Origin of the sequence: Enterobacter cloacae complex sp. 309I3 (genome assembly GCF_050031595.1) — a bacterium.
In the GTDB taxonomy this organism is placed as follows: domain Bacteria; phylum Pseudomonadota; class Gammaproteobacteria; order Enterobacterales; family Enterobacteriaceae; genus Enterobacter; species Enterobacter cloacae.
On the sequence record NZ_JBLGWI010000001.1, the window covers coordinates 1,517,562 to 1,539,449 of the forward strand.

Annotated in this window: 15 protein-coding genes and 1 pseudogene; 8 read left to right on the forward strand and 8 right to left on the reverse strand. The window is 58.3% G+C overall.

All coding sequences use genetic code 11. The features are described 5' to 3' along the window. Nucleotides 1–77 precede the first annotated feature (77 nt). The gene (locus tag ACQG22_RS07115; protein WP_013097447.1) at nt 78–1,673 is read left to right on the forward strand and encodes an ABC-F family ATPase; all 1,596 of its coding nucleotides are present in this window, start codon (nt 78–80) and stop codon (nt 1,671–1,673) included. Nucleotides 1,674–1,764: 91 nt separating this feature from the next. Here the strand turns inward: ACQG22_RS07115 and ACQG22_RS07120 are convergent, their stop codons facing one another. Next, nucleotides 1,765–4,128, reverse strand: a complete 2,364-nt coding sequence (locus tag ACQG22_RS07120) for a glycoside hydrolase family 31 protein (RefSeq protein ID WP_369706383.1) — start codon at nt 4,126–4,128, stop codon at nt 1,765–1,767. A gap of 17 nt (nt 4,129–4,145) precedes the next feature. After that, the gene (locus ACQG22_RS07125; RefSeq protein WP_023621974.1) at nt 4,146–5,447 is read right to left on the reverse strand and encodes an MFS transporter; all 1,302 of its coding nucleotides are present in this window, start codon (nt 5,445–5,447) and stop codon (nt 4,146–4,148) included. A gap of 286 nt (nt 5,448–5,733) precedes the next feature. On the opposite strand from ACQG22_RS07125, the gene ACQG22_RS07130 reads away from it, so the two are divergent. Continuing rightward, nucleotides 5,734–6,807, forward strand: coding sequence for a LacI family DNA-binding transcriptional regulator (locus ACQG22_RS07130; RefSeq protein ID WP_062856870.1), 1,074 nt, complete (start codon nt 5,734–5,736; stop codon nt 6,805–6,807). Here the strand turns inward: ACQG22_RS07130 and ACQG22_RS07135 are convergent. The 4 genes from ACQG22_RS07135 to ACQG22_RS07150 form a co-directional block, all read right to left on the reverse strand. Beyond that, entirely contained in the window at nt 6,804–8,060 is a 1,257-nt protein-coding gene (locus ACQG22_RS07135) for a DUF1479 domain-containing protein (RefSeq protein ID WP_013097444.1), read from the reverse strand. The two genes, ACQG22_RS07130 and ACQG22_RS07135, sit on opposite strands and share 4 nt — an antisense overlap. 151 nt (nt 8,061–8,211) lie before the next feature. Then, nucleotides 8,212–9,027: a Cof-type HAD-IIB family hydrolase gene (locus ACQG22_RS07140; RefSeq protein WP_029882866.1), complete on the reverse strand. Its 816-nt coding sequence runs from the start codon at nt 9,025–9,027 to the stop codon at nt 8,212–8,214. Nucleotides 9,028–9,246: 219 nt separating this feature from the next. After that, the gene (locus ACQG22_RS07145) at nt 9,247–11,679 is read right to left on the reverse strand and encodes a formate C-acetyltransferase/glycerol dehydratase family glycyl radical enzyme (RefSeq protein WP_369706384.1); all 2,433 of its coding nucleotides are present in this window, start codon (nt 11,677–11,679) and stop codon (nt 9,247–9,249) included. Between the two features lie 4 nt (nt 11,680–11,683). Then, nucleotides 11,684–12,583, reverse strand: a complete 900-nt coding sequence (locus ACQG22_RS07150) for a glycyl-radical enzyme activating protein (protein ID WP_369706385.1) — start codon at nt 12,581–12,583, stop codon at nt 11,684–11,686. A 128-nt stretch (nt 12,584–12,711) separates the two neighbouring features. Here ACQG22_RS07150 and fsa point away from each other — a divergent pair, with 128 nt between their 5' ends. Then, on the forward strand, nt 12,712–13,374 hold the full coding sequence (gene fsa / locus ACQG22_RS07155; RefSeq protein ID WP_102751719.1) for a fructose-6-phosphate aldolase: 663 nt from the start codon (nt 12,712–12,714) through the stop codon (nt 13,372–13,374). A 62-nt stretch (nt 13,375–13,436) separates the two neighbouring features. On the opposite strand, the gene moeB is transcribed toward fsa, so the two are convergent. Further along, nucleotides 13,437–14,189 (reverse strand): molybdopterin-synthase adenylyltransferase MoeB, encoded by a 753-nt coding sequence (gene moeB, locus ACQG22_RS07160; RefSeq protein WP_029882870.1) that lies wholly within the window; start codon nt 14,187–14,189, stop codon nt 13,437–13,439. Between the two features lies 1 nt (nt 14,190). Beyond that, on the reverse strand, nt 14,191–15,423 hold the full coding sequence (moeA, locus tag ACQG22_RS07165) for a molybdopterin molybdotransferase MoeA (protein WP_058679299.1): 1,233 nt from the start codon (nt 15,421–15,423) through the stop codon (nt 14,191–14,193). 189 nt (nt 15,424–15,612) lie between these two features. Here moeA and iaaA point away from each other — a divergent pair. The 5 genes and pseudogenes from iaaA to gsiD all read left to right on the forward strand — a co-directional run bounded on the left by iaaA (nt 15,613) and on the right by gsiD (nt 21,835). Further along, a pseudogene (gene iaaA, locus ACQG22_RS07170) lies at nt 15,613–16,576 on the forward strand (beta-aspartyl-peptidase). Then, nucleotides 16,563–18,434 (forward strand): glutathione ABC transporter ATP-binding protein GsiA, encoded by a 1,872-nt coding sequence (gene gsiA / locus ACQG22_RS07175; protein ID WP_369706386.1) that lies wholly within the window; start codon nt 16,563–16,565, stop codon nt 18,432–18,434. Before iaaA ends, gsiA begins: the two are co-directional and overlap by 14 nt. Nucleotides 18,435–18,457: 23 nt before the next feature. Next, nucleotides 18,458–19,996: a glutathione ABC transporter substrate-binding protein GsiB gene (gsiB, locus tag ACQG22_RS07180; RefSeq protein WP_013097435.1), complete on the forward strand. Its 1,539-nt coding sequence runs from the start codon at nt 18,458–18,460 to the stop codon at nt 19,994–19,996. A gap of 5 nt (nt 19,997–20,001) precedes the next feature. Beyond that, the gene (gsiC, locus tag ACQG22_RS07185; RefSeq protein WP_020689877.1) at nt 20,002–20,922 is read left to right on the forward strand and encodes a glutathione ABC transporter permease GsiC; all 921 of its coding nucleotides are present in this window, start codon (nt 20,002–20,004) and stop codon (nt 20,920–20,922) included. A gap of 1 nt (nt 20,923) precedes the next feature. Then, the gene (gene gsiD, locus ACQG22_RS07190; RefSeq protein WP_029882874.1) at nt 20,924–21,835 is read left to right on the forward strand and encodes a glutathione ABC transporter permease GsiD; all 912 of its coding nucleotides are present in this window, start codon (nt 20,924–20,926) and stop codon (nt 21,833–21,835) included. Nucleotides 21,836–21,888: the final 53 nt, after the last annotated feature.

Genomic DNA, 21,888 nt, shown 5'->3' on the forward strand with positions numbered 1-21,888 from the left:
AGCGTCGCAACACAGGATCTCAATTCGGAATTGTGGCATAATGCCGTGTTTATCACACTTTTCGCAGGAATCTCCCCGTGTTAGTTACCAGCAACGTCACTATGCAGTTTGGCAGTAAGCCGCTGTTCGAAAACATTTCCGTCAAATTTGGCGGCGGCAACCGTTACGGCCTGATTGGTGCCAACGGTAGCGGTAAATCCACCTTTATGAAGATCCTCGGCGGTGACCTGGAGCCGACGCTCGGCAACGTGTCGCTCGATCCCAACGAGCGCATCGGTAAACTGCGTCAGGATCAGTTCGCCTTTGAAGAGTTCACCGTGCTCGACACCGTGATCATGGGGCACGCGGAGCTGTGGGAAGTGAAGCAGGAGCGCGACCGTATCTATGCGCTGGCCGAAATGAGCGAAGAAGATGGCTACAAAGTGGCCGATCTGGAGACGCAATACGGCGAAATGGACGGTTATTCTGCAGAAGCGCGTGCGGGCGAGCTGCTGCTGGGCGTGGGCATTCCGGTCGAACAGCATTACGGCCCGATGAGCGAAGTGGCACCTGGCTGGAAGCTGCGTGTGCTGCTGGCGCAGGCGCTGTTCTCTAACCCGGACATTCTGCTGCTCGATGAACCGACGAACAACCTGGACATCGACACCATCCGCTGGCTGGAGCAGACGCTCAACGACCGTGACAGCACCATGATCATCATCTCGCACGACCGTCACTTCCTGAACATGGTGTGTACGCACATGGCGGATCTGGATTACGGTGAGCTGCGTGTTTACCCGGGCAACTACGACGAATACATGACGGCGGCCACCCAGGCGCGTGAACGTCTGCTGGCGGATAACGCCAAGAAGAAAGCGCAGATTGCGGACCTGCAATCCTTCGTCAGCCGCTTTAGCGCCAACGCCTCTAAATCCCGTCAGGCAACATCGCGTGCCCGCCAGATTGACAAAATCAAACTGGAAGAAGTTAAAGCTTCCAGCCGTCAGAACCCGTTCATCCGTTTCGAGCAGGACAAGAAACTGTTCCGTAACGCGCTGGAAGTGGAAGCCCTTACCAAAGGTTTTGATGAAGGCCCGCTGTTTAAAAACTTCAACCTGCTGCTGGAAGTGGGCGAGAAGATCGCCATTCTGGGTGCCAACGGCGTGGGTAAATCCACCATGCTGAAAACCCTGGTCGGCGAACTGCAGCCGGACAACGGGAGCGTGAAATGGTCCGAAAACGCGCAAATTGGTTATTACGCGCAGGATCATGAATATGAATTTGAAAACGACCTGACCGTCTTCGACTGGATGAGCCAGTGGAAGCAGGAAGGCGACGATGAGCAGGCGGTGCGCAGTATTCTGGGGCGTCTGCTGTTCAGCCAGGACGACATCAAGAAGCCTGCCAAAGTGCTCTCCGGTGGAGAGAAGGGCCGCATGCTGTTCGGCAAGCTGATGATGGAAAAACCGAACATTCTGGTGATGGACGAACCGACCAACCACCTGGATATGGAATCTATCGAATCGCTGAACATGGCGCTGGAGATGTACCAGGGCACCCTGATCTTCGTTTCTCACGACCGTGAGTTCGTCAGCTCGCTGGCAACCCGCGTGATTGAAATTACGCCAGAGCGCGTGGTGGACTTCACCGGTAACTACGAAGATTATCTGCGCAGCAAAGGTATCGAGAACTAAAAAAAAGCCGGGTGGCGGCTTCGCCTTACCCGGCCTACGTTCTGTTCCCTCTCCCTGTGGGAGAGGGTTAGGGTGAGGGCATCAGGCCGCACTACATCACCCACTCACTCCCTTCAATCCCATTCACCAGCAGCCTGCGTTTTTCCCCCGCCGGTAATGACACCTTCAGTGCTTTCCACGCCGGACGATAATCTCCGCGCGCAGCGATCTTCAAATTGATGGTTGCCCCATCACACACCATTTCCCACTCTACCCACAGCGCATTGCCGTTCTGATAGCCCCAGCTTTCACCGTCATCTTCAAACAGCAGACCGGTGCTGGTGCCCACGCCTTTGACCGGGAACAGCTTCAGCTCGCGGGTGTCGTCTTTTTCCGCGCTGACGTGAGTGATGCGTTCGCTGAGCGGCAGACCGGCACCGGCGCGCACCAGCAGCGGCAGTTTTTCCAGCGGTGCATCCAGAGCGATCCACTGCCCGCCCGCGTACCACGCGTGGGTGTAAAAATCATACCAGCCGGTTTCGTTATCCGGCAGCCAGAGACGGCGCTCGCGCTGTCCGGCCTCCACCACGCTTGCCACCAGCAGGTCCCGGCCCAGCAGGAACTCGTCGCACTCTTCAAAGGTCTGCGCATCGTGTTCGTGGTCGAGGAAGGTTGGGCGCAGCATCGGTTCGTCATCGGCATGCGCCTGCCAGAGCAGGGTGTAGAGATACGGCAGCAGACGATAGCGCAGCTCAATGGCACCGCGAATAGCGGGGGTGACGCCCGGATACATCCACGGCTCGTTTACCGTGTGGTCATCGTTCCACGAGTGAATGGTAAAGCGCGGGTGCATCACGCCGTTCTGCACCCAGCGGACAAACAGCTCGGCGTCGGGTTTGTCGCCAGAAAAACCGCCCACGTCATGACCAACGTTAAACAGCCCGGACAGGCTCATACCCAGCCCCATGCGGATGTTATAGCGCAGGGTGTCCCAGTTGGTGCGGTTATCGCCGCTCCAGGTCTGAACGTAACGTTGCATCCCGGCGCAGCCGGAACGGGAGATCAGATACGGGCGCTTTTCCGGGGCAAACCGCTGCTGCGCTTCCAGCGAGGCGCGCATCATCAGCAGCGGCATCACCGGGCGGATGTGTTTGATGGCGATCTCCTTGCCAAAACCATGACAGCGCGCTTCGCCGTCCCACACTTCGTATTCGTTGTTATCGTTCCAGGTGGAGTCGATCCCCATCTCCAGCAGCTGCGTGGTGACCCCTTCCTGCCACCATTTCACCGTCTGCGGGTTGGTAAAGTCGAGGTGGGAACCTTCGTCATCCCAGAAGCTGGAGCGTTCTGGTGCGTCGGTTTCTGAATCACGAATGAACAGGCCGTTTTCCGCCACTTCGCTATAGCGCGGGTGGTCCTGCAGCAGGCACGGCTTGATGTTTGCCGCCAGCCGCAGCCCCGCATCGTGGAATGCCTGGGTCATCACCTTCGGTTGCGGCACTTTGTCGTAGTTCCAGTTAAAGACATAGCGCTTGCCGTTGATTGAGGTATAACCCGATGAGAGCTGGAACGAGTCGCACGGGATCGCATGCTCTTCGCACAGGCGAATAAAATTCATCAGTTGATTCTGCGCGTCCGGCGCGTCGGTGTAGTGCATGGTCGACCCGCTGTAGCCCAGGCTCCATTTCGGCCCGAACAGCGTTTTCCCGGTCAGGCGCACAAAGGCTTTGGTGACATCCAGCACCCGTTTGCCGGTAAAGAGGTAGTAATCGATATCACCCGCTTCCGCCTGCCAGCGACGGTAGGCGGTGTGGTAGTTATCAATTTCGTTGCCCAGATCCAGCCAGCAGCTGCTCAGGTTGTCGTAGAACAGGCCGTAACTCACGTCATCGCGGCGGGTAAGGGTAAACGGGATGTGTTTGTACAGCGGGTCGGTGCTGGCCGCGTTGTAGCCCATGGCGTCGAGGTTGCGCATCTCGAAGCGCTTACCGTTGCGCTGCAGGTCGCCCGCTTTCTCACCCAGGCCGTAAAAACGCTCGTCCTTGCGACGGCTCAGGTAGTGTGCCACCCCGTCGCCGTGAGCGTTCAGCAGATAGGCGCTGGTCGGACGGTCATTGACCAGCGGCTGCCACTCACCGGCGTCATTGCGATAATGCCACTCCAGCCACAGCGGCTGATGAACGGTCACACGCAGCTGTTCGGTGGCAATTGTCAGCCCCTCATCCTGCTGGCTTAGCGTCCAGGCAGGGCAGGTGAAGCCGCTCAGATCGTCGCGACGACGGCCTTCCCACGGCACATCTTCTTCCGGAGCGATGCTCCAGGTGCGGTCCAGCGCCAGTTCGCCTTTACGTTTGATCAGTACGCGGAACAGGTTCTCTTCCAGCACATACAGGCACAGGCGGTGCTGGTTATCCACCAGCAGTTCCAGATGGTTGGCCGACTGCTTATCGACGGTCCAGTTTTTCAGGGTTTTCATATGCAATACATCCACTATCAGGCGCGCTTGGCGCGACGTTCAGCAATAAATGCCACCAGGAAAACAGCGCCAATCAGGTCAAAGAAACCCATGGCAATAAAGAGCGGGTTGAAGCCGATTTTGTCGGCGGTCACACCAATCAACAGCGAGAACAGGAAGCTGGCGATCCACGCCGCCGAGCCGCGCATACCGTTAACGGTCGCCATCTGGCCTTTATCGAACGACTCCACCACCAGGGCGCTGAGCATGCAGGAGATGATCTGATGCCCGAAACCGCCGATGGAGATCAGCACGATGGTGATGTACGGGTCGCGGGTAATGGCGACGACGGCCAGAGAGATCATCAGGAACGCGCCGGTGACGGAGCTTGCCACCACGGAGTTGACGCGGGAGCAGCCAAACAGGCGGGTATACAGACGGGTGAGGTAACCGCTTGCCACGCTGCCGAGATCGGCGGCCAGGAACGGCAGCCAGGCAAACATCGCGATCTGCTTCAGATCCATGCCGTGCTCTTTGGCGAGATACAGCGGCACCCAGAAACTCAGTACCGCCCAGGCCGGTTCCGCCATAAAGGCCGGGATGGCGATACCGTAAAAGCGTTTGTTTTTTGAGACGGTTTTCAGTGCGGTCAGGAAGGGCAGTTTTACCGCAGGCGGTTCGTTATCCTGCTTGATAAACGCCAGCTCGTCTTTGCTCAGGTTCGGGTGCTGCTCCGGATTGTGGTAGAACGCCCACCACAGGATCACCCACAGCAGCGCCAGCACGCCGGTGAACATAAACGCGCCCTGCCAGCCAAACGAGGCGTGCGCGAAGTAGATGATAGGCGGAGCCAGCATTGCGCCAATGGAGAAGCCCACACCGGCCCAGCCGGCTGCCACAGGACGTTCCGATTTCGGGAACCATTCACCAATGGTTTTGGCGTTTGCGGGCGTGGCGGCGGCTTCAGAAGCCCCCATAAAGAAGCGCAGTATGGCAAGGTGCAGCCAGCTCCCGGCACCCGCGTGGAAAATACACATCAGCGCCCAGATCCCGGCGCAAATCATAAAGCCAATCTTCAGGCCGATCACGTCGATCAGCCAGCCGCACAGAGGCTGGAAAATGGTGTAGGCGATCTGGAATGCCCCGACGATCCAGGAGTACTGCTCGGTGGTGATACCGAGGCTCTCTTTCAGTTCCGGGGCGAGGATCCCGAGTGAGTTTCGGGTGATGTAGTTAACGGTGACGCCAAGTAAGAACAGCACCAGCACATACCAGCGCAGGTTTTTAATGACGCGACGGGTTTTGCTTGCCGCAACGGTGTTATTAATGTCCTGACTCATTTTACTCTCCACAAGACGGACGGTAAGGGGACGGAGGTTCAGGTGTCACACAGGTTTATGACGTTGATTGTTATCTGTTTTACCGCTTCAAGTTGCTATACAACTAGTATGGAAGTTGTGTGACAAGTTCACCTTAAGGGAGAAAATGTGAGGGCAATAGTGGATTTTGTGCAAAATTTCTCATAACTGAGCGACATCATTTGGCATCATGGCTTTGACATCAGCTATTGCCTGATATCCACGCTATGAAAATTTTGTCATTTCGCAAATGGAGCCAGATCACAAAATGGACAAAAGGCTAAAAATCGCCGAAATCGCTGCCCGGACTCAGCTCTCCATCAGCACCGTTTCGCGGGTCCTTGCCGGGAAGGCGAATACCAGTGAAAAAGCACGTGCGAAGGTGCTGGCATGCGCGCGCGAGCTGGGGGTGCTGGACGGAATGGCTGCGGGCCGTTTGCTGCTCAACAGTCTCGTTGTCTTCGCCCCACAGCGCGCCTTTGACGAGCGGTCTGACATCTTTTACTACCGTGTGATCCAGAGCGTAAGCAAAGGCCTGGCCTCGTACGATGTTCGCCTGCGTTACTGCGCGCTGGAGGAGAACGACAGCGACGCCCAGCTGTTTCTGGCGCGAATGAACGAGCCGGACACCCAGGCCGCCATCCTCCTCGGCATTGACGATCCGCACATCCATGACCTGGCAGTGGATGTCGGTAAACCCTGCATGCTGATTAACTGCCGCGACCGGCATATGCGCCTGCCTGCCGTCGCGCCGGACCATCGGGCCATTGGCGAGCGGGCGGCGGACTATCTGTTTGAAATGGGACACCGTGAGGTGATGAATGTGTTGTGCCTGCGGCGTTACACCATGGAGCTGCGCCTTGCGGGGATCCGCGATGCATGGCAGTCACACAACCTGAAGTTCAACGATAAACGCGATTTGCTGGTGGCGCCGAGCTTCAGCGCTCGCGAAACAGAGCAACTGGTCACCGACTGGCTGAGCCGCATGCAGGGGAAAGACTTGCCGACTGCGTTTCTGGTGGGGGGTGACTTTATGGCGGCGGGCACCATCAGCGCCCTGCAAAAACAGGGGTTACGCGTGCCGCAGGATATTTCGGTGATGAGCATTGACGGCTTTAATCTGGCGGCCATTCAGGATGTACCGTTAACCGCGGTGCATGTCCCGCGTGATGAGCTGGGCACCGAAGCGGTACATATGCTCCAGCAGCGGCTGATGCGCCCGGAGGCGCCGTCAGGCACGCTATTGCTTAACGGCACCCTGACCGTACGGGAATCGGTCCGGCGGATACGTCAGGGGAAACGACGCACCGCCGTTGAGCGGGAAGGGCTGTACGACAGTTAAGCCATGCCCAGCGCACGCTTGCCGTGGATATTGAGATCGGCCACGGTAAAGCGATCCTGCCAGGTTTTTTCATAATCCTCGCGCGGGAAATCACCCGGTGATGCCCCGGTTTCCAGCGCCGCTTTCACCTTCTTCGCGTAGGCGAGGTTCTTCTCGCACATTGGCGCGGCAGGAATGTACATCACGTTGCCCCAGCCCTGTTGATCCTCAACCGGCGCGACGGAGTGGATCACATCGCAGTGCCACCACACCGAATCGCCCGCCTCCAGTGCCGGAATGCTGGTGAGCGCTTCGATAAGCAGCGGGTGCCATTTCTCTGACACCGGCAGAACGCGCCCCGGCGCGACGCCGCACAGTTCGTCCTCCGGCACGTCATCCAGCAGCGGACGCAGCAGAATATAAGCCATCGCTTCCGGGATTGGCACCACGTGCAGCAGCCCCTGGCCCGGGATCATGTCCGACAGCGCCGTCCAGCCCTGGAAGGTGCGGAACACCGAACATTTGGTGGTGTTATCCACGGTGTACTCTTCCACTTCAGTACGGTGCGCAGCATTCCACGGATCGTATTTCTCTACGTTGCCATCAAAGACGCGGGCGAAAACCTGCTGATAGGCGGGCAGCAGCCAGCGCTCCAGCGCACCGGAATCGGTATGCGCGCCCAGCCCTTTCGAGGTGGTACCCGGTGGACGACGGCGGATGCGATCCGGGTAAATCACGCTGACGTCCGGATCGAACCACTGTTTGCCGTTGCTCTCGAATGTCCACAGACGGTTCAGAAACGACTGCACCTGTGCCATCTCTTCACTCTGGCGCGCCTGCATTTGCGCCTGTGACCAGTAGATAGGGTAAATCTCCGGGCGAGACGCCGTTAAGGTACCAAAGAAGTTATCGCCGGGCCCTTTATAGACTTCATCAAACTGGTTGAGATCGAGGTAATCGAGCATCGACTGATCCCATGCCAGCGCCTGCTCGCGCGGGAAATGACCTTTTATTACCGCGCAACCCCGGCGTTTGATCGCCTCACGCTGCGCGGATGTGATGGTGCCATCTTTCACATCCGCAAACGGGATCACCGGCCAGACGGGCTCGCCTTTGTTTTTCAGGGCGTTAATTTCCGCCACGCGGGTCGCGATGGTATCGCTGAGCTTATCGAACACCGCCTGCACATCGCCGATTTGCGCCCGTAGCTCGCGCTTCATCTCACGGATTGCGGCTTTGTGATCCGCCGGCAAAGTTTCACTGGTAAACGTCATAACTGCCTCGCATCTTTCATTCGAAAGTAAAAGTGTCTACAAGTGATACTTTAAGTTAAAAATTGGTTAATGCAAGTTTAAAAACTTGACGGGTAGCACAGGATGGAAAAAGAGTGATGGGGGCCGGAGCGCGGCTCCGGCAGGAAGGGAATCAGGCGTCGAACGGGGAGTGGTGATCCAGCACCGCCTGAATAACGTTCAGCGCGCCCTGGTGGTTGTTGTCGTCGGTGCTGTAGCGGCTTACGTCTCTGATGCTTTCGGCTGCGTTGCCCATTGCAAAGGAGTATTTCACCAGCTTCAGCATCTCTGCGTCATTGCCGCTGTCGCCAATACCCACGCACTCCTGCGGGGAGACTTTCCAGCGTTTCAGCAGACGGCTGATGCCATTGGCTTTGTGCAGGCCGGGGATAATCAAATCGACAAAACCAAAGCCGCTGGTGACCGGCTTCATAATGCCGTCCAGGGAGACATGCAGTTTATCGACCAGATTCGGGATATCGCTGTCCGGCAGGTTCAGGGAGAACTTAAACAACACGTCGTTAATGTCGCGGTAGTCGCTGATACGCTTTAAGCGGTGATAGTGCTTTGACATCAGCGCCACGAACGCCTCCGGGGCCTGGTCGCTGACGTAAGCGCTGTCGAGACCGCAGGCCACAAAGTTCAGCCCTTTGTCTTTCAGCAGTTCGCCAATAACGATTTGCGACTCATGACGCGTCAGCTCGCCGTGGAAAATTTGTTCACCGTGATCGAAGACCAGCGCACCGTTTTCCGCCACGAAGGAGATCTGATCTTTCAGTTCCGGGAAGAAGGAGATGAGCTGGTAATACTGGTTACCGCTGGCGACAACAAATTCAATATTACGGGCTTTAAGCTGCTCAAACTGTGCCTGAAAGCGGTCACGATCGTACTGCTTGGCATCATCAAGGAAAGTTCCGTCCATATCGGTGACGATAACTTTAACGGTCATACTGTGCTCCTGGGTCACTGCGTTTTGAAACATTCTAATAACAAGGTGACGGAGAGCACAAATTTAATTTCATTCGAAAGTAAAAGCAAAACGGCAACCGACGTTGCCGTTTTTAGTCTTTTCTCCCTCTCCCGGTGGGAGAGGGCCGGGGTGAGGGCATCAGCGTGCGCATTTCCCCCTCACCCTAACCCTCTCCCTCAAGGGAGAGGGGATACTTCGTTACAACGTATGCTCCGTACGCGCAATGATATCGTCCTGTGCATCCGGCGACAGGGCGGTGAAGAACGCCGAGTAGCCTGCGACGCGTACCACCAGGTCACGATACTGGTCCGGGTGTTTCTTCGCGTCCAGCAGCGTTTCGCGTGAAACGATGTTGTACTGAATATGCCAGCCTTTATGCACCTCGAAGAAGGTACGCAGCAGCACCATCAGCTTTTGACGGTCGCTGTCGTTTTCCAGCGTTGACGGGTTCAGCTTCTGGTTTAACAGCACGCCGCCAAGAATCGCTTCGGTTGGCAGTTTACCCACGGAGCCGATTACCGCCGTTGGACCGAGGTGATCGGTACCGGAGGCCGGACTGGCGCCTTCCGCCAGCGGGGTGTGCGCTTTGCGTCCGTCCGGAGTCGCCATTGTCGCTGCACCAAACGGCACGTTTGCGGAGATGGAGGATGTGCCCGCGTAGTAGTTACCGCCAATGGGGCCACGGCCGTAACGCGGGTTGTGATACTGCTTCAGCTCGTTAATGTAGGTCTGATAAGCACGGGTCAGCAGCATGTCCACACTGTCGTCATCGTTGCCGTACTTCGGCGCACCGTTGATAAGACGCTGACGCAACTGCTCGTGCGTCAGCCCGTCGAAGTCATCCGCCAGCGCCGCCGCCAGCTGCTGCTGACCGATGACGCCCTGCTCGAACACCAGTTTCTTCACCGCCGCCAGGCTGTTACCGAGGTTGGCAATACCTACCTGCAGGCCGGAGACCCAGTCATACTTCGCACCGCCCTGCTTGATGCTTTTCGCCCGCTCGATGCAGTCATCAACCAGCGCCGAGCAGAGGATATCGTGGACATTCTCTTCCAGCATGGTGTCCACGACATACTCAATCTCGATGGATTTACGGGTGTAATAGCGGATCTGGGTATCCCAGGCCGTCATCACCTCGTCGAAATTGCTGAAGTTACCGGCAGAGAGCGCTTTCTCCTGCGGCAGGAACACTTTCCCGCTGGTGGCATCGCGGCCGCCTTCCAGCGCGGCGAGCATCACGCGGGCGAAGTTAATAAAGCTCATGCCGGTGCAGCGGTAGCCCCATTTGCCGCCAACGGCGGTTTCGATGCAGCCGATGGCGGCATAGTCGTACGCATCTTCTTTTTCCACGCCGAGCTTGATGAATTCCGGGATCACGATTTCATCGTTGTTGAACGCTGGCATGCCGAAGCCGCAGCGGATCACCTGCACGCAGGCGTCGAGGAAGTCGTTGCTCATCCCTGCGTGATAACGCACGCTCAGGTTTGGCTGGGTGGAGCGCAGACGACCGCAGGACTCCAGAATCGCGTAAGAGAGCGGGTTGACGGCGTCCATTGGCTCACCGTTGACCAGCTTCTGACCGCCGATGGTGACGTTCTGGTACAGCGGGCTGCCTGCGGAGGCTTTGGAGTGCGAGCCGGAGCGGATCTTGTTCACTTCCAGCAACTTCAGCCAGCAGCTGTGGAGCAGCTCGATGGCGTGCTCGCGGTCGAGGCTCTGGTTCAGCTCTACGTCGCGACGGTAGTACGGGTAGAGATACTGATCCATACGGGCGAACGACACGGAGTGGCCGTTGGACTCAATCTGCAGGATCAGCTGAATGAAGTAGCACAGCTGCAGCGCCTGCCAGAAGGTTTTTGGCGGTTCATGGGCAATCGCGTCACAGTTTTCCGCTATCGCCAGCAGCTCGTCGCGGCGGCTGACGCGGGATTCGGTAGCCGCCATTTCACGTGCCAGGGCTGCGAAACGTTCGATGTGCAGACTTACCGCCTCCAGCACGATATCAATCGCTTTCAGGAACTGATCGCCGTGCAGGTCGTCCAGCACCGTCAGATTGATGCGCGAGCGGCGCTCGGCCACTTTAGCGCGCAGGCCGTCGAGCCCTTTTTCCAGCACCAGCGGGAAGTTTACCGCCAGGTGGGCATCGCCGGAGGTCATGTTGCCTTCGGCTTTGATAATGCCGGTTTCCAGCAGGCTTTTCTGCTCGTCGGTGAACATGCCGTAACAGCGATCCTGTACCGTCTGGCCGCGCCACCACGGGCAGATCTCATGCAGAACGCGCTTATTCTCTTCGCTGACCGCAAAGCCCGCGCCGGGACGGTCCGCCAGATCGTCAATCTCTTTCTCAATCCAGGAGACGGTATATTCCGGGAAGATCGGCGCGGCGCGCACTTCGCTTGCCTGGTTACCAACGATCAGCTCATCGTGTTTGATCCAGATGGTGCGCTGCGCGAGATGATGCGCCAGCGCCAGCGCGCGACGCACCGGGATCGGTTTATCCATATGCTGCTGGTACATTTCCGTGTAGTGCTGCGCGCGCTCGGTACAGACCGGCGGCTTCACGATATGCACCAGGGCCATTTTGTGCGCTTTAATGCGCTCGCTGAGGGTGTTGAGATTCAGGGTAGTCATCGTTTTATCCTCGTAAGGTCGCGGTTAACCCTTTCTGGCAGGCATACTGCTGTGCAAAGTCCAGTAGCGCAGGGTTATCCAGCGGTTTGTCAGGGGCAGAGTAAGGTTGGCCGAGCAGGGTGTATTTGTTCATGCCCAGCGTGTGATACGGCAGAAAGTGAATGTCGCGAACGTTCAGTTCGTCGGCGGCGAAATTGGTAATGGCGGTAACAGAGGCTTCATCGGCGTTAAAGCCCGGGATCAGCGGCACGCGAATGATGATTTTTTTCCCGGCCGCCGCCAGGCGTTTCAGGTTGTCCAGGATGCGTTTTGCCGAGCCGTCCGTCCACTGTTTGAACACCTCTGCATCCACATGCTTCAGGTCGGCGAGGAACAGATCGATATACGGTAGTGAAGGCGCGATATAGTGCCACGGCACGTGAAGGCAAGTTTCGACGGCGGTATGAATACCCTGTTCATGGCTGGCTTTAAACAACGCCAGTGCCAGATCGGGGTTCATAAACGGCTCGCCGCCGGAGAGGGTGATTCCACCGCCGCTGCGGTCGTAAAACGGCTTATCGCGCAGGACGGTCGCCATGATCTCCTCCACCTGACGTTCTTCACCACATACGGTGAGCGCCTGTGTCGGGCAGCAGTCGGAAAGGGCGTTAAGCGTCTGTTCGTCTAGTTTCTCACGGTGGATGACCAGCCCGTTCAGCGCACGTTCGATACAGCCCGGTGCCGCCTGCTGGCACAGATCGCAGCCGTCCAGGCAAAGACGTGCATCAAACAGCACGTCCCGCGTGCGGGCCCGGCTTTCCGGGTTCTGGCACCAGCGACAGCCCAGCGAGCAGCCTTTCAGGAACACCACGGTACGGATCCCGGGGCCATCGTGGGTAGAGTAACGCTGAATATTGAAGATCATGATTTTGCCTCCCATCTTGCACATGAAGATTAAATTACTTTCGAATGAAAGTTATCTTGATGCAGGTCAACTCCTGAGCAGGTTTTGTCGTGATAGGGTAAGTGCAGGCTAAAATTGAGGGCGACATCATGGAACTTTATCTCGACACTTCTGACGTTGCGGCAGTGAAAAAGCTCGCACGCATCTTCCCGCTGGCGGGCGTAACCACCAACCCCAGCATTGTGGCGGCAGGCAAAACGCCGCTTGAGGTTCTGCTGCCAGAACTGCACGACGCGCTGGGTGGCAAAGGCCGTCTGTTCGCGCAGGTGATGGCCACGACCGCCGAAGGCATGGTGGACGATGCGCGTAAGCTACGTGCCATCATTAACGACCTGGTGGTGAAAGTGCCGGTGACGGCGGAAGGGCTGGCGGCGATCAAAATGCTGAAAGCAGAAGGGATCCCGACGCTGGGGACCGCGGTATATGGTGCCGCACAGGGGATGTTGTCCGCGCTGGCGGGGGCAGAGTATGTCGCGCCTTACGTTAACCGCGTGGATGCGCAGGGCGGAGACGGGATCCAGACCGTTGTGGAATTACAGCAATTGCTGGCGCTGCATGCCCCGCAATCAAAAGTGCTGGCGGCGAGCTTCAAAACCCCGCGTCAGGCGCTGGATTGCCTGCTGGCCGGCTGTGAGTCCATCACGCTGCCGCTGGACGTGGCGCAGCAGTTTATTACCTCTCCGGCGGTGGATGCGGCGATCGTGAAGTTTGAGCAGGACTGGCAGGGGGCGTTTGGACGGACGGCCCTCTGACGCGTTATCTCCCTCTCCCGGTGGGAGAGGGCCGGGGTGAGGGCATCAGGCCGCAACGAGGTTTAACCGCTGCACACCTCACACCCCGGATTACGCATCAGCTTCATCTCGCGGAACTGGCAGGTCATTGCGTCATACATCACAATTTTCCCTGCCGCTGGCGTACCGTAACGGGTCAGCACTTTGATCGCTTCCATCGCCTGCAGTGACCCGATCACGCCGACTAACGGCGCCATCACGCCCGCCTCGACGCAGGTGAGCGCATTCTCACCAAACAGGCGGCTCAGACAGCGATAACACGGTTCGCCTTCAGCATAGGTAAAGACGCTGATCTGTCCTTCCATGCGGATTGCCGCGCCAGAAACCAGCGGCGTTTTGTGGGTAAAACAGCCGGCGTTTAGCTGGTTGCGGATGGCGACGTTATCAGTACAGTCCAGCACCAGATCGTGCTTTGCGATTTGCGCGTATAACGCCTCGTCATCCAGCATCGCGTTAATCGGGGTGAACTGAACGTGGGGGTTGATGCGCGTTAACGCTGCGCGGGCAGAGTCCACCTTCGGCTGGCCGAGTGTCGCATCGCTGTGCAGCGTCTGGCGCTGCAGATTGGACACCGACACGGTATCAAAGTCCAGCAGCGTCATCTTGCCCACACCCGCCGCGGCGAGGTATTGCGCGGCGGCGCAGCCCAGACCGCCCAGGCCGACGACCAGTACGCTGGCCGCCTTGAGCGCTTCCTGGCCTTCAAAATCAAAACCGCGCAGCACAATCTGGCGGTTATAGCGCATCATCTCTTCATCGCTCAGTTCCGCCGCCATCTTAGCCTCCGAACAGGTGGTTAAAGCGCTCCACCTCAACCCATTCGCCTGCTTCCACATTGCCACGCTCGCGCTCCAGCACGATAAAGCAGTTGCCCTGGCTGAAGGAGCTGAAAATGTGCGAGCCCTGATGGCCGGTGGTGCTCACCTCCAGCTCGCCCTCCGCGTTGCGCGTCAGAATACCGCGCTGGAAATCAAGACGACCGGGGGATTTCTTAAGGCGCGTAGCGGCACGCACGCGCTGGCGTACCGGCAGCGGATTGGCACGGTTGCCCGAAAGCTTCGCCAGCAGCGGGATCACCAGTTGGTAGAAGGTCAGGGCGGCAGAGACCGGGTTACCCGGCAGGCCGCAGAACCAGCTGTGCTGAAGCTTGCCAAAAGCGAACGGTTTGCCCGGCTTGATGGCCAGCTTCCAGAAGGCGATTTCACCCAGCTCTTCCAGGATGGTTTTGGTGTAATCCGCTTCACCCACCGAAACACCGCCGGAGCTGATCACCACGTCGGCCGCGTTGTCTGCCTCAATAAAGGCGGCGCGCAGTTTTTCCGGGTCATCAGGAATAATGCCAAGGTTGATCACTTCACAGCCCAACTGTTCCAGCATCAGGTGTACCGCCAGACGGTTGGTGTCGTAAATCTGCCCGTCCTGCAGCGGCTGGCCCGGAAGCTGCAATTCGTCACCGGTAGAAAAGAGCGCGACGCGCACCTGACGGATCACCTCAATGTCCGCGATACCGAGCGAGGCCAGCACCGGCAGTTCACCCACCGTCAGCTTCTGCCCCGCAGCGAATACCGTTGCGCCAAGAGCAATATCTTCGCCGGTGCGGCGGATGTTCTGGCCTGCTTTGACGCTGGCGGTAAAGCGCACGCCGTCAGCGGTCTGTTCGGTCTCTTCCTGCATCACCACCGCATCGCAGCCTGCGGGAACCGGCGCGCCGGTCATGATGCGCACGCAGGTGCCCACAGGCCATTCTCCGTCAAACGGTTGACCGGCGAAGGCTTTTCCTGCGACAGGCAGCGCCTGACCCGTCTGGAGATCCGCCAGGCGTACCGCGTAACCGTCCATCGCTGAGTTATCAAACCCCGGCACGTTAAGCGGGGAAATGATGTCGCGCGCGGCAATACGACCAAAACAGCGCGCCAGCGGCAGCGTCTCTACGTCGTGCAGCGGGGAAAGTCGGTCAAGCATCTGCGTGAGTGCCGTCTCAAGCGGCATCAGTCCGGCGGTAAAATCCATGGTGGGCTCCAGCACAGTAACAACGAAAGCGCTCATTATGGCAGAAAAGTGCGGCTAACTGTATGACCCACCATGAGTACCCTTTACATCGCAGTTGCGTCTTTCTATATTCAAAAATTATCTGAAGAATCATCAACGATAATGATATTTATAGAAAAAGCCGCCATGCAGGCTGACAGGTGAGGCGAAATGGTTAATGCGGTAATCGCAATTCATGGCGGCGCCGGGGCTATTACCCGTGCACAGCTCAGTCCTGAGCAGGAGAAGCGCTACATTGATGCGCTCTACGCCATTGTCGAAACGGGCCAGCGAATGCTGGAGGCGGGCGAAAGCGCGCTGGATGTGGTGACCGAAGCGGTACGTCTGCTGGAAGAGTGTCCGCTGTTCAATGCGGGGATAGGTTCCGTGTATACGCGTGACGAGACGCACGAGCTGGATGCCTGCGTGATGGATGGCGTCACCCTGAAAGCAGGGGCCGTGGCGGGCGTGAGCCATCTGCGCAACCCGATTCTGGCGGCGCGACTGGTGATGGAAGAGAGTCCTCATGTGCTGCTGACGGGCGTTGGGGCGGAGAACTTTGCCTTCGCACACGGGATGGAGCGGGTATCGCCGGATCTTTTTTCCACTGACGAGCGCTACCAGCAGCTGCTGGCAGCCCGTACGGCGGGCATGACCCAGCTGGACCACTCCTCACCGCTCAGTGAAACCACCAAAATGGGCACGGTTGGCGCAGTGGCGCTCGACAAGGCCGGTAATCTGGCGGCGGCCACCTCAACCGGCGGTATGACCAACAAGCTACCTGGCCGGGTTGGCGACAGTCCGCTGCCGGGCGCCGGGTGCTATGCCAATAACGCCACGGCGGCGGTCTCCTGCACCGGGACCGGCGAAGTGTTTATTCGCGCGCTCGCCGCATACGACATTACCGCCCTGATGGATTACGGCGGGCTCAGCCTGAGTGAGGCCTGCGAGCGTGTGGTAATGGAAAAGTTGCCCGCGCTGGGCGGTGAGGGTGGACTCATTGCGGTGGACCGTGAGGGTAACGTAGCCCTGCCGTTCAACAGCGAAGGGATGTACCGCGCCTGGGGCTATGCCGGTGATGAACCCAGCACCGGGATCTATCGTGAATAAGGGGGCAACGCGTGCCGCACAGTGAAGAGCTGGATAACCGCGAAGTGCTGGCTGTCCATCAGCTGAATATTGCGTTTCAGGAGGAGCGGCAGTTCATCCCCGCAGTGGAGAATTTATCGTTCTCACTCAACCGCGGCGAAACGCTGGCGATTGTGGGGGAGTCCGGCTCCGGGAAATCGGTCACCGCGCTGGCGCTGATGCGCCTGCTGGAACAGACGGGCGGGCAAATCAGCAGCGAGAAGATGCTTCTGCGCCGTCGCAATCGTCAGGTCATTGATTTAAACGAGCTGAGCGCAGCACAGATGCAGGGCGTGCGCGGGGCGGATATCGCGATGATCTTCCAGGAGCCGATGACCTCGCTGAACCCGGTCTTCCCGGTTGGAGAGCAAATTGCCGAATCCATCCGCCTGCATCAGGGACTGAGCGGCGATGAAGCCCTTCTGGAAGCCAAACGGATGCTGGAGCTGGTACGTATCCCGGAGTCGCAGTCCATACTGGGCCGCTATCCGCATCAGCTCTCTGGCGGGATGCGTCAGCGGGTGATGATTGCCATGGCGCTCTCGTGCCGTCCGGCGGTATTGATTGCGGACGAGCCGACGACAGCGCTGGATGTCACCATTCAGGCGCAGATCCTGCAGCTTATCAAAGTGCTGCAGCAGGAGATGGAGATGGGGGTGATGTTTATCACCCACGATATGGGCGTGGTCGCGGATATTGCCGATCGCGTGCTGGTGATGCACCAGGGCAGGGCGGTAGAAACCGGCACGGTAGAGCACATTTTCCATGCGCCCGCCCACCCATACACCAAAGCGCTGCTGGCGGCGGTTCCGCGTCTGGGAGCGATGAACGGCAGCGATCTTCCGCGCCGTTTCCCGCTGATTTCCCTTGAGGCGGCGGGCCGCCAGGAAGAGGAAACCGAGCAGGACACCGTGGTCCCCGGCAAGCCCATTCTTGAGGTGCGGGATCTGGTGACCCGTTTTCCTCTGCGCAGCGGCATTTTCAACCACGTAAAGCGTGAAGTGCACGCGGTTGAAAATGTCAGTTTTGATTTATGGCCAGGCGAAACGCTGGCGCTGGTGGGGGAGTCGGGCTGCGGCAAATCCACCACCGGACGCGCGTTACTTCGGCTGGTGGAGTCGCAGGAAGGGAGCATTACCTTTAACGGCGAACGTATCGACACCCTTCCTGACAGTAAGCTTCAGGCGGTGAGGCGGAATATCCAGTTTATTTTTCAGGATCCGTATGCGTCTCTGGACCCGCGCCATACGGTGGGGTATTCGATTATGGAGCCGCTGCGGGTGCATAATCTGCTCGACGGCGAAGCCGCACAGCGTCGGGTGGCGTGGCTGCTGGAACGCGTGGGGCTGAAGCCGGAACATGCCTGGCGTTACCCGCATGAGTTTTCCGGCGGTCAGCGGCAGCGAATTTGTATTGCCCGCGCGCTGGCCCTGAACCCAAAAGTGGTGATCGCAGACGAATCTGTCTCGGCGCTGGATGTCTCTATCCGCGCGCAAATCATCAATTTATTGCTCGACTTACAGCGGGATCTGGGGATTGCCTTTCTCTTTATTTCCCACGACATGGCGGTGGTGGAGCGCATCAGCCATCGCGTGGCGGTGATGTATCTGGGGCAAATCGTCGAGATTGGTCCGCGGCGGGCGGTGTTTGAGAACCCGCAGCACCCGTACACCCGTAAGCTGATGTCTGCAGTACCGGTTGCCGATCCCGAACACCGTCACGGGCAGCGCGTGCTGCTGCAGGATGAGATGCCGAGTAATATTCGTAAACGGGGTGAGGTCATGGAGCGGGTCACGCTGCGTGAAGTGGGCCCCGGACATTTTGTTGCCCCTCCGCGTCAGGACAATGCATTTTCGCGGTTATAACGTACAACAGGCAGGAGAACACAATGGTTAAATTTGTTGCTCGTACATGGCTGTTAGCCGCGAGCGTGACGGCAGCCCTGGCCGCCTCTCCCGCGTTCGCTGCCAAAGATGTGGTGGTCGCCGTCGGCTCCAATTTCACCACCCTTGATCCCTATGACGCCAACGATACGCTGTCGCAGGCGGTCGCCAAGTCGTTCTACCAGGGGCTGTTTGGCCTGGACAGAGAGATGAAGCTGAAAAATGTGCTGGCAGAGGGGTACACCGTCTCGGATGATGGGCTGGTCTATACCATTAAGCTCAGAACCGGCGTGAAGTTCCAGGATGGCACCGATTTCAACGCGGAGGCGGTGAAGGTTAACCTCGACCGCGCCAGCAACCCGGAAAACAGCCTCAAGCGCTATAACCTCTATAAAAATATTGCCAGCACCGAGGCCGTCGATCCGACAACGGTAAAAATTACCCTGAAAGAGCCGTTCTCAGCCTTTATTAATATTCTGGCGCATCCGGCGACGGCGATGATCTCGCCTGCGGCCCTGAAAAAATACGGGAAAGAGATTGGGTTCCATCCGGTCGGTACCGGCCCGTATGAGCTGGTGACCTGGAACCAGACGGACTTTGTAAAGGTGAAGAAATTCGCCGGCTACTGGCAGCAGGGGCTGCCGAAGCTCGACACCATCACCTGGCGTCCGGTGGTGGATAACAACACCCGCGCGGCGATGCTGCAAACCGGCGAAGCGCAGTTTGCCTTCCCGATCCCGTACGAGCAGGCGGCGATCCTGCAGAAGAACAGCAAGCTGGAGCTGGTGGCCAGTCCGTCCATTATGCAGCGTTACATCAGCATGAACGTGACGCAAAAGCCGTTTGATAATCCCAAAGTGCGCGAGGCCATCAATTACGCGATTAACCGTCAGGCGCTGGTGAAAGTGGCCTTCGCGGGCTTCGCCACCCCGGCCACCGGCGTGCTGCCACCGGCTATTGCCTATGCGCAAAGCTATCAGCCGTGGCCATACGATCCGGCGAAAGCCCGTGAACTGTTAAAAGAGGCGGGCTTCCCGAACGGCTTTAGCACCACGCTATGGTCATCCCATAATCACAGTACCGCGCAGAAAGTGCTGCAGTTTACCCAGCAGCAGCTGGCGCAGGTCGGTATTAAGGTGCAGGTCACCGCGATGGATGCCGGGCAGCGTGCAGCAGAAGTGGAAGGGAAAGGGCAGAAAGAGAGCGGCGTGCGGATGTTCTACACCGGCTGGTCGGCCTCTACCGGTGAGGCTGACTGGGCGCTGTCGCCGCTGTTCGCCTCACAGAACTGGCCGCCGACCCTGTTCAACACGGCGTTCTACAGTAACCCACAGGTGGATAAAGATCTTGCCGATGCGCTGAAAACCACCAAACCGGATGAGAAAGCGCGCCTCTACAAAGACGCACAGGATATCATCTGGAAAGAGTCGCCGTGGGTACCGCTGGTGGTGGAAAAACTGGTTTCGGCGCATAACAAAGCGTTGACCGGGTTTTACATCATGCCGGATACGGGCTTTAGCTTTGACGATGCGGATTTAAAATAACACTCATGCTCAATTATGTTTGTAAACGCCTGCTGGGGCTGATCCCGACGCTGCTGATTGTGGCGGTACTGGTGTTTTTGTTTGTCCATCTGCTGCCGGGCGATCCGGCGCGTCTGGTGGCCGGGCCAGAGGCGGATGCCACCGTCATTGAACTGGTGCGCAAACAGCTTGGTCTCGACCAGCCTCTGTACATGCAGTTTCTCCATTATATTTGCAACGTGCTGCAGGGCGATTTTGGTATCTCGATGGTGTCGCGTCGCCCGGTATCGGAAGAGATTGCCAGCCGCTTTATGCCTACGTTCTGGTTAACGATTGCCAGCATGTGCTGGGCGGTGGTGTTTGGGCTTGGCGCCGGGATTGTCGCTGCCGTCTGGCGCAACCGCTGGCCGGACAAGCTCGGCATGGCGCTGGCGGTGACCGGGATCTCTTTCCCGGCTTTTGCGCTGGGGATGCTCCTGATGCAGATTTTCTCCGTGGAACTGGGCTGGTTGCCCACCGTCGGGGCCGATACCTGGAAGCACTACATCCTGCCGTCCATGACGCTGGGCGCGGCCGTCTCCGCGGTGATGGCGCGCTTCACACGCGCGTCGTTCGTTGACGTGTTGAGTGAAGATTACATCCGTACCGCACGGGCGAAAGGGGTGAGCGAGAAGTGGGTCATCCTCAAGCACGGTTTTCGTAACGCGATGATCCCGGTGGTGACCATGATGGGGCTGCAGTTCGGCTTCCTGCTGGGGGGCTCTATCGTGGTGGAAAAGGTCTTCAACTGGCCGGGGCTGGGGCGCCTGCTGGTGGATTCGGTCGAGATGCGCGACTATCCGGTCATTCAGGCGGAAGTTCTGCTCTTCTCGCTGGAATTTATTCTTATCAATTTAGTGGTGGATGTGCTGTACGCCGCCATTAATCCGGCCATCAGGTATAAGTAAGATGCGATTGTTGAACTGGCGTCGTCAGGCCATTGTAAACGCTATGCCGGGGCTGAAGCCGGACCATATCCGCACCCCATGGTTTGAATTCTGGCGGCGCTTTCGTCGCCAGCCTGTTGCCATGACGGCGGGGCTGTTTGTACTGCTGCTGATTGTGGTGGCCGCCATTGCGCCGTGGGTGGCACCGTATGATGCGGAAAACTACTTTGATTACGACCGTCTGAATGACGGACCGTCGATGATGCACTGGTTCGGCGTGGACTCTCTGGGACGCGATATTTTTAGCCGCGTGCTGATGGGCGCGCAGATATCGCTCGCCGCCGGGGTGTTTGCGGTGCTTATCGGTGCGGTCATCGGTACCGTTCTGGGTCTGGTGGCAGGGTATTACGAGGGCTGGTGGGACCGGATCATTATGCGCATTTGCGACGTGCTGTTTGCCTTCCCCGGCATTTTGCTGGCAATTGCGGTTGTCGCCATTATGGGCAGCGGCATGGCAAACGTCATCATCGCCGTCGCGGTCTTTTCGATCCCGGCGTTTGCCCGCCTGGTGCGCGGCAATACGCTGGTACTGAAGCAGCAGACCTTTATTGAATCCGCCCGCAGTATGGGGGCCAGCGACGCCAACATCCTGTTCAGCCATATTCTGCCGGGTACGGTGTCGTCGATTGTGGTCTATTTTACGATGCGTATCGGCGTGTCGATAATTTCCGCCGCCAGCCTGTCGTTTCTGGGATTAGGGGCCCAGCCACCGACGCCGGAGTGGGGCGCGATGCTCAACGAGGCGAGGGCAGATATGGTGATTGCGCCGCACGTGGCGATATTCCCGAGTCTGGCGATTTTCCTGACCGTGCTGGCGTTCAACCTGCTGGGGGATGGGCTGCGCGATGCGCTGGATCCGAGGATTAAGGGGTAGGGCAGTGGAATGTGCCGGGTGGCGGCTACGCCTTACCCGGCCTACAAAACAGG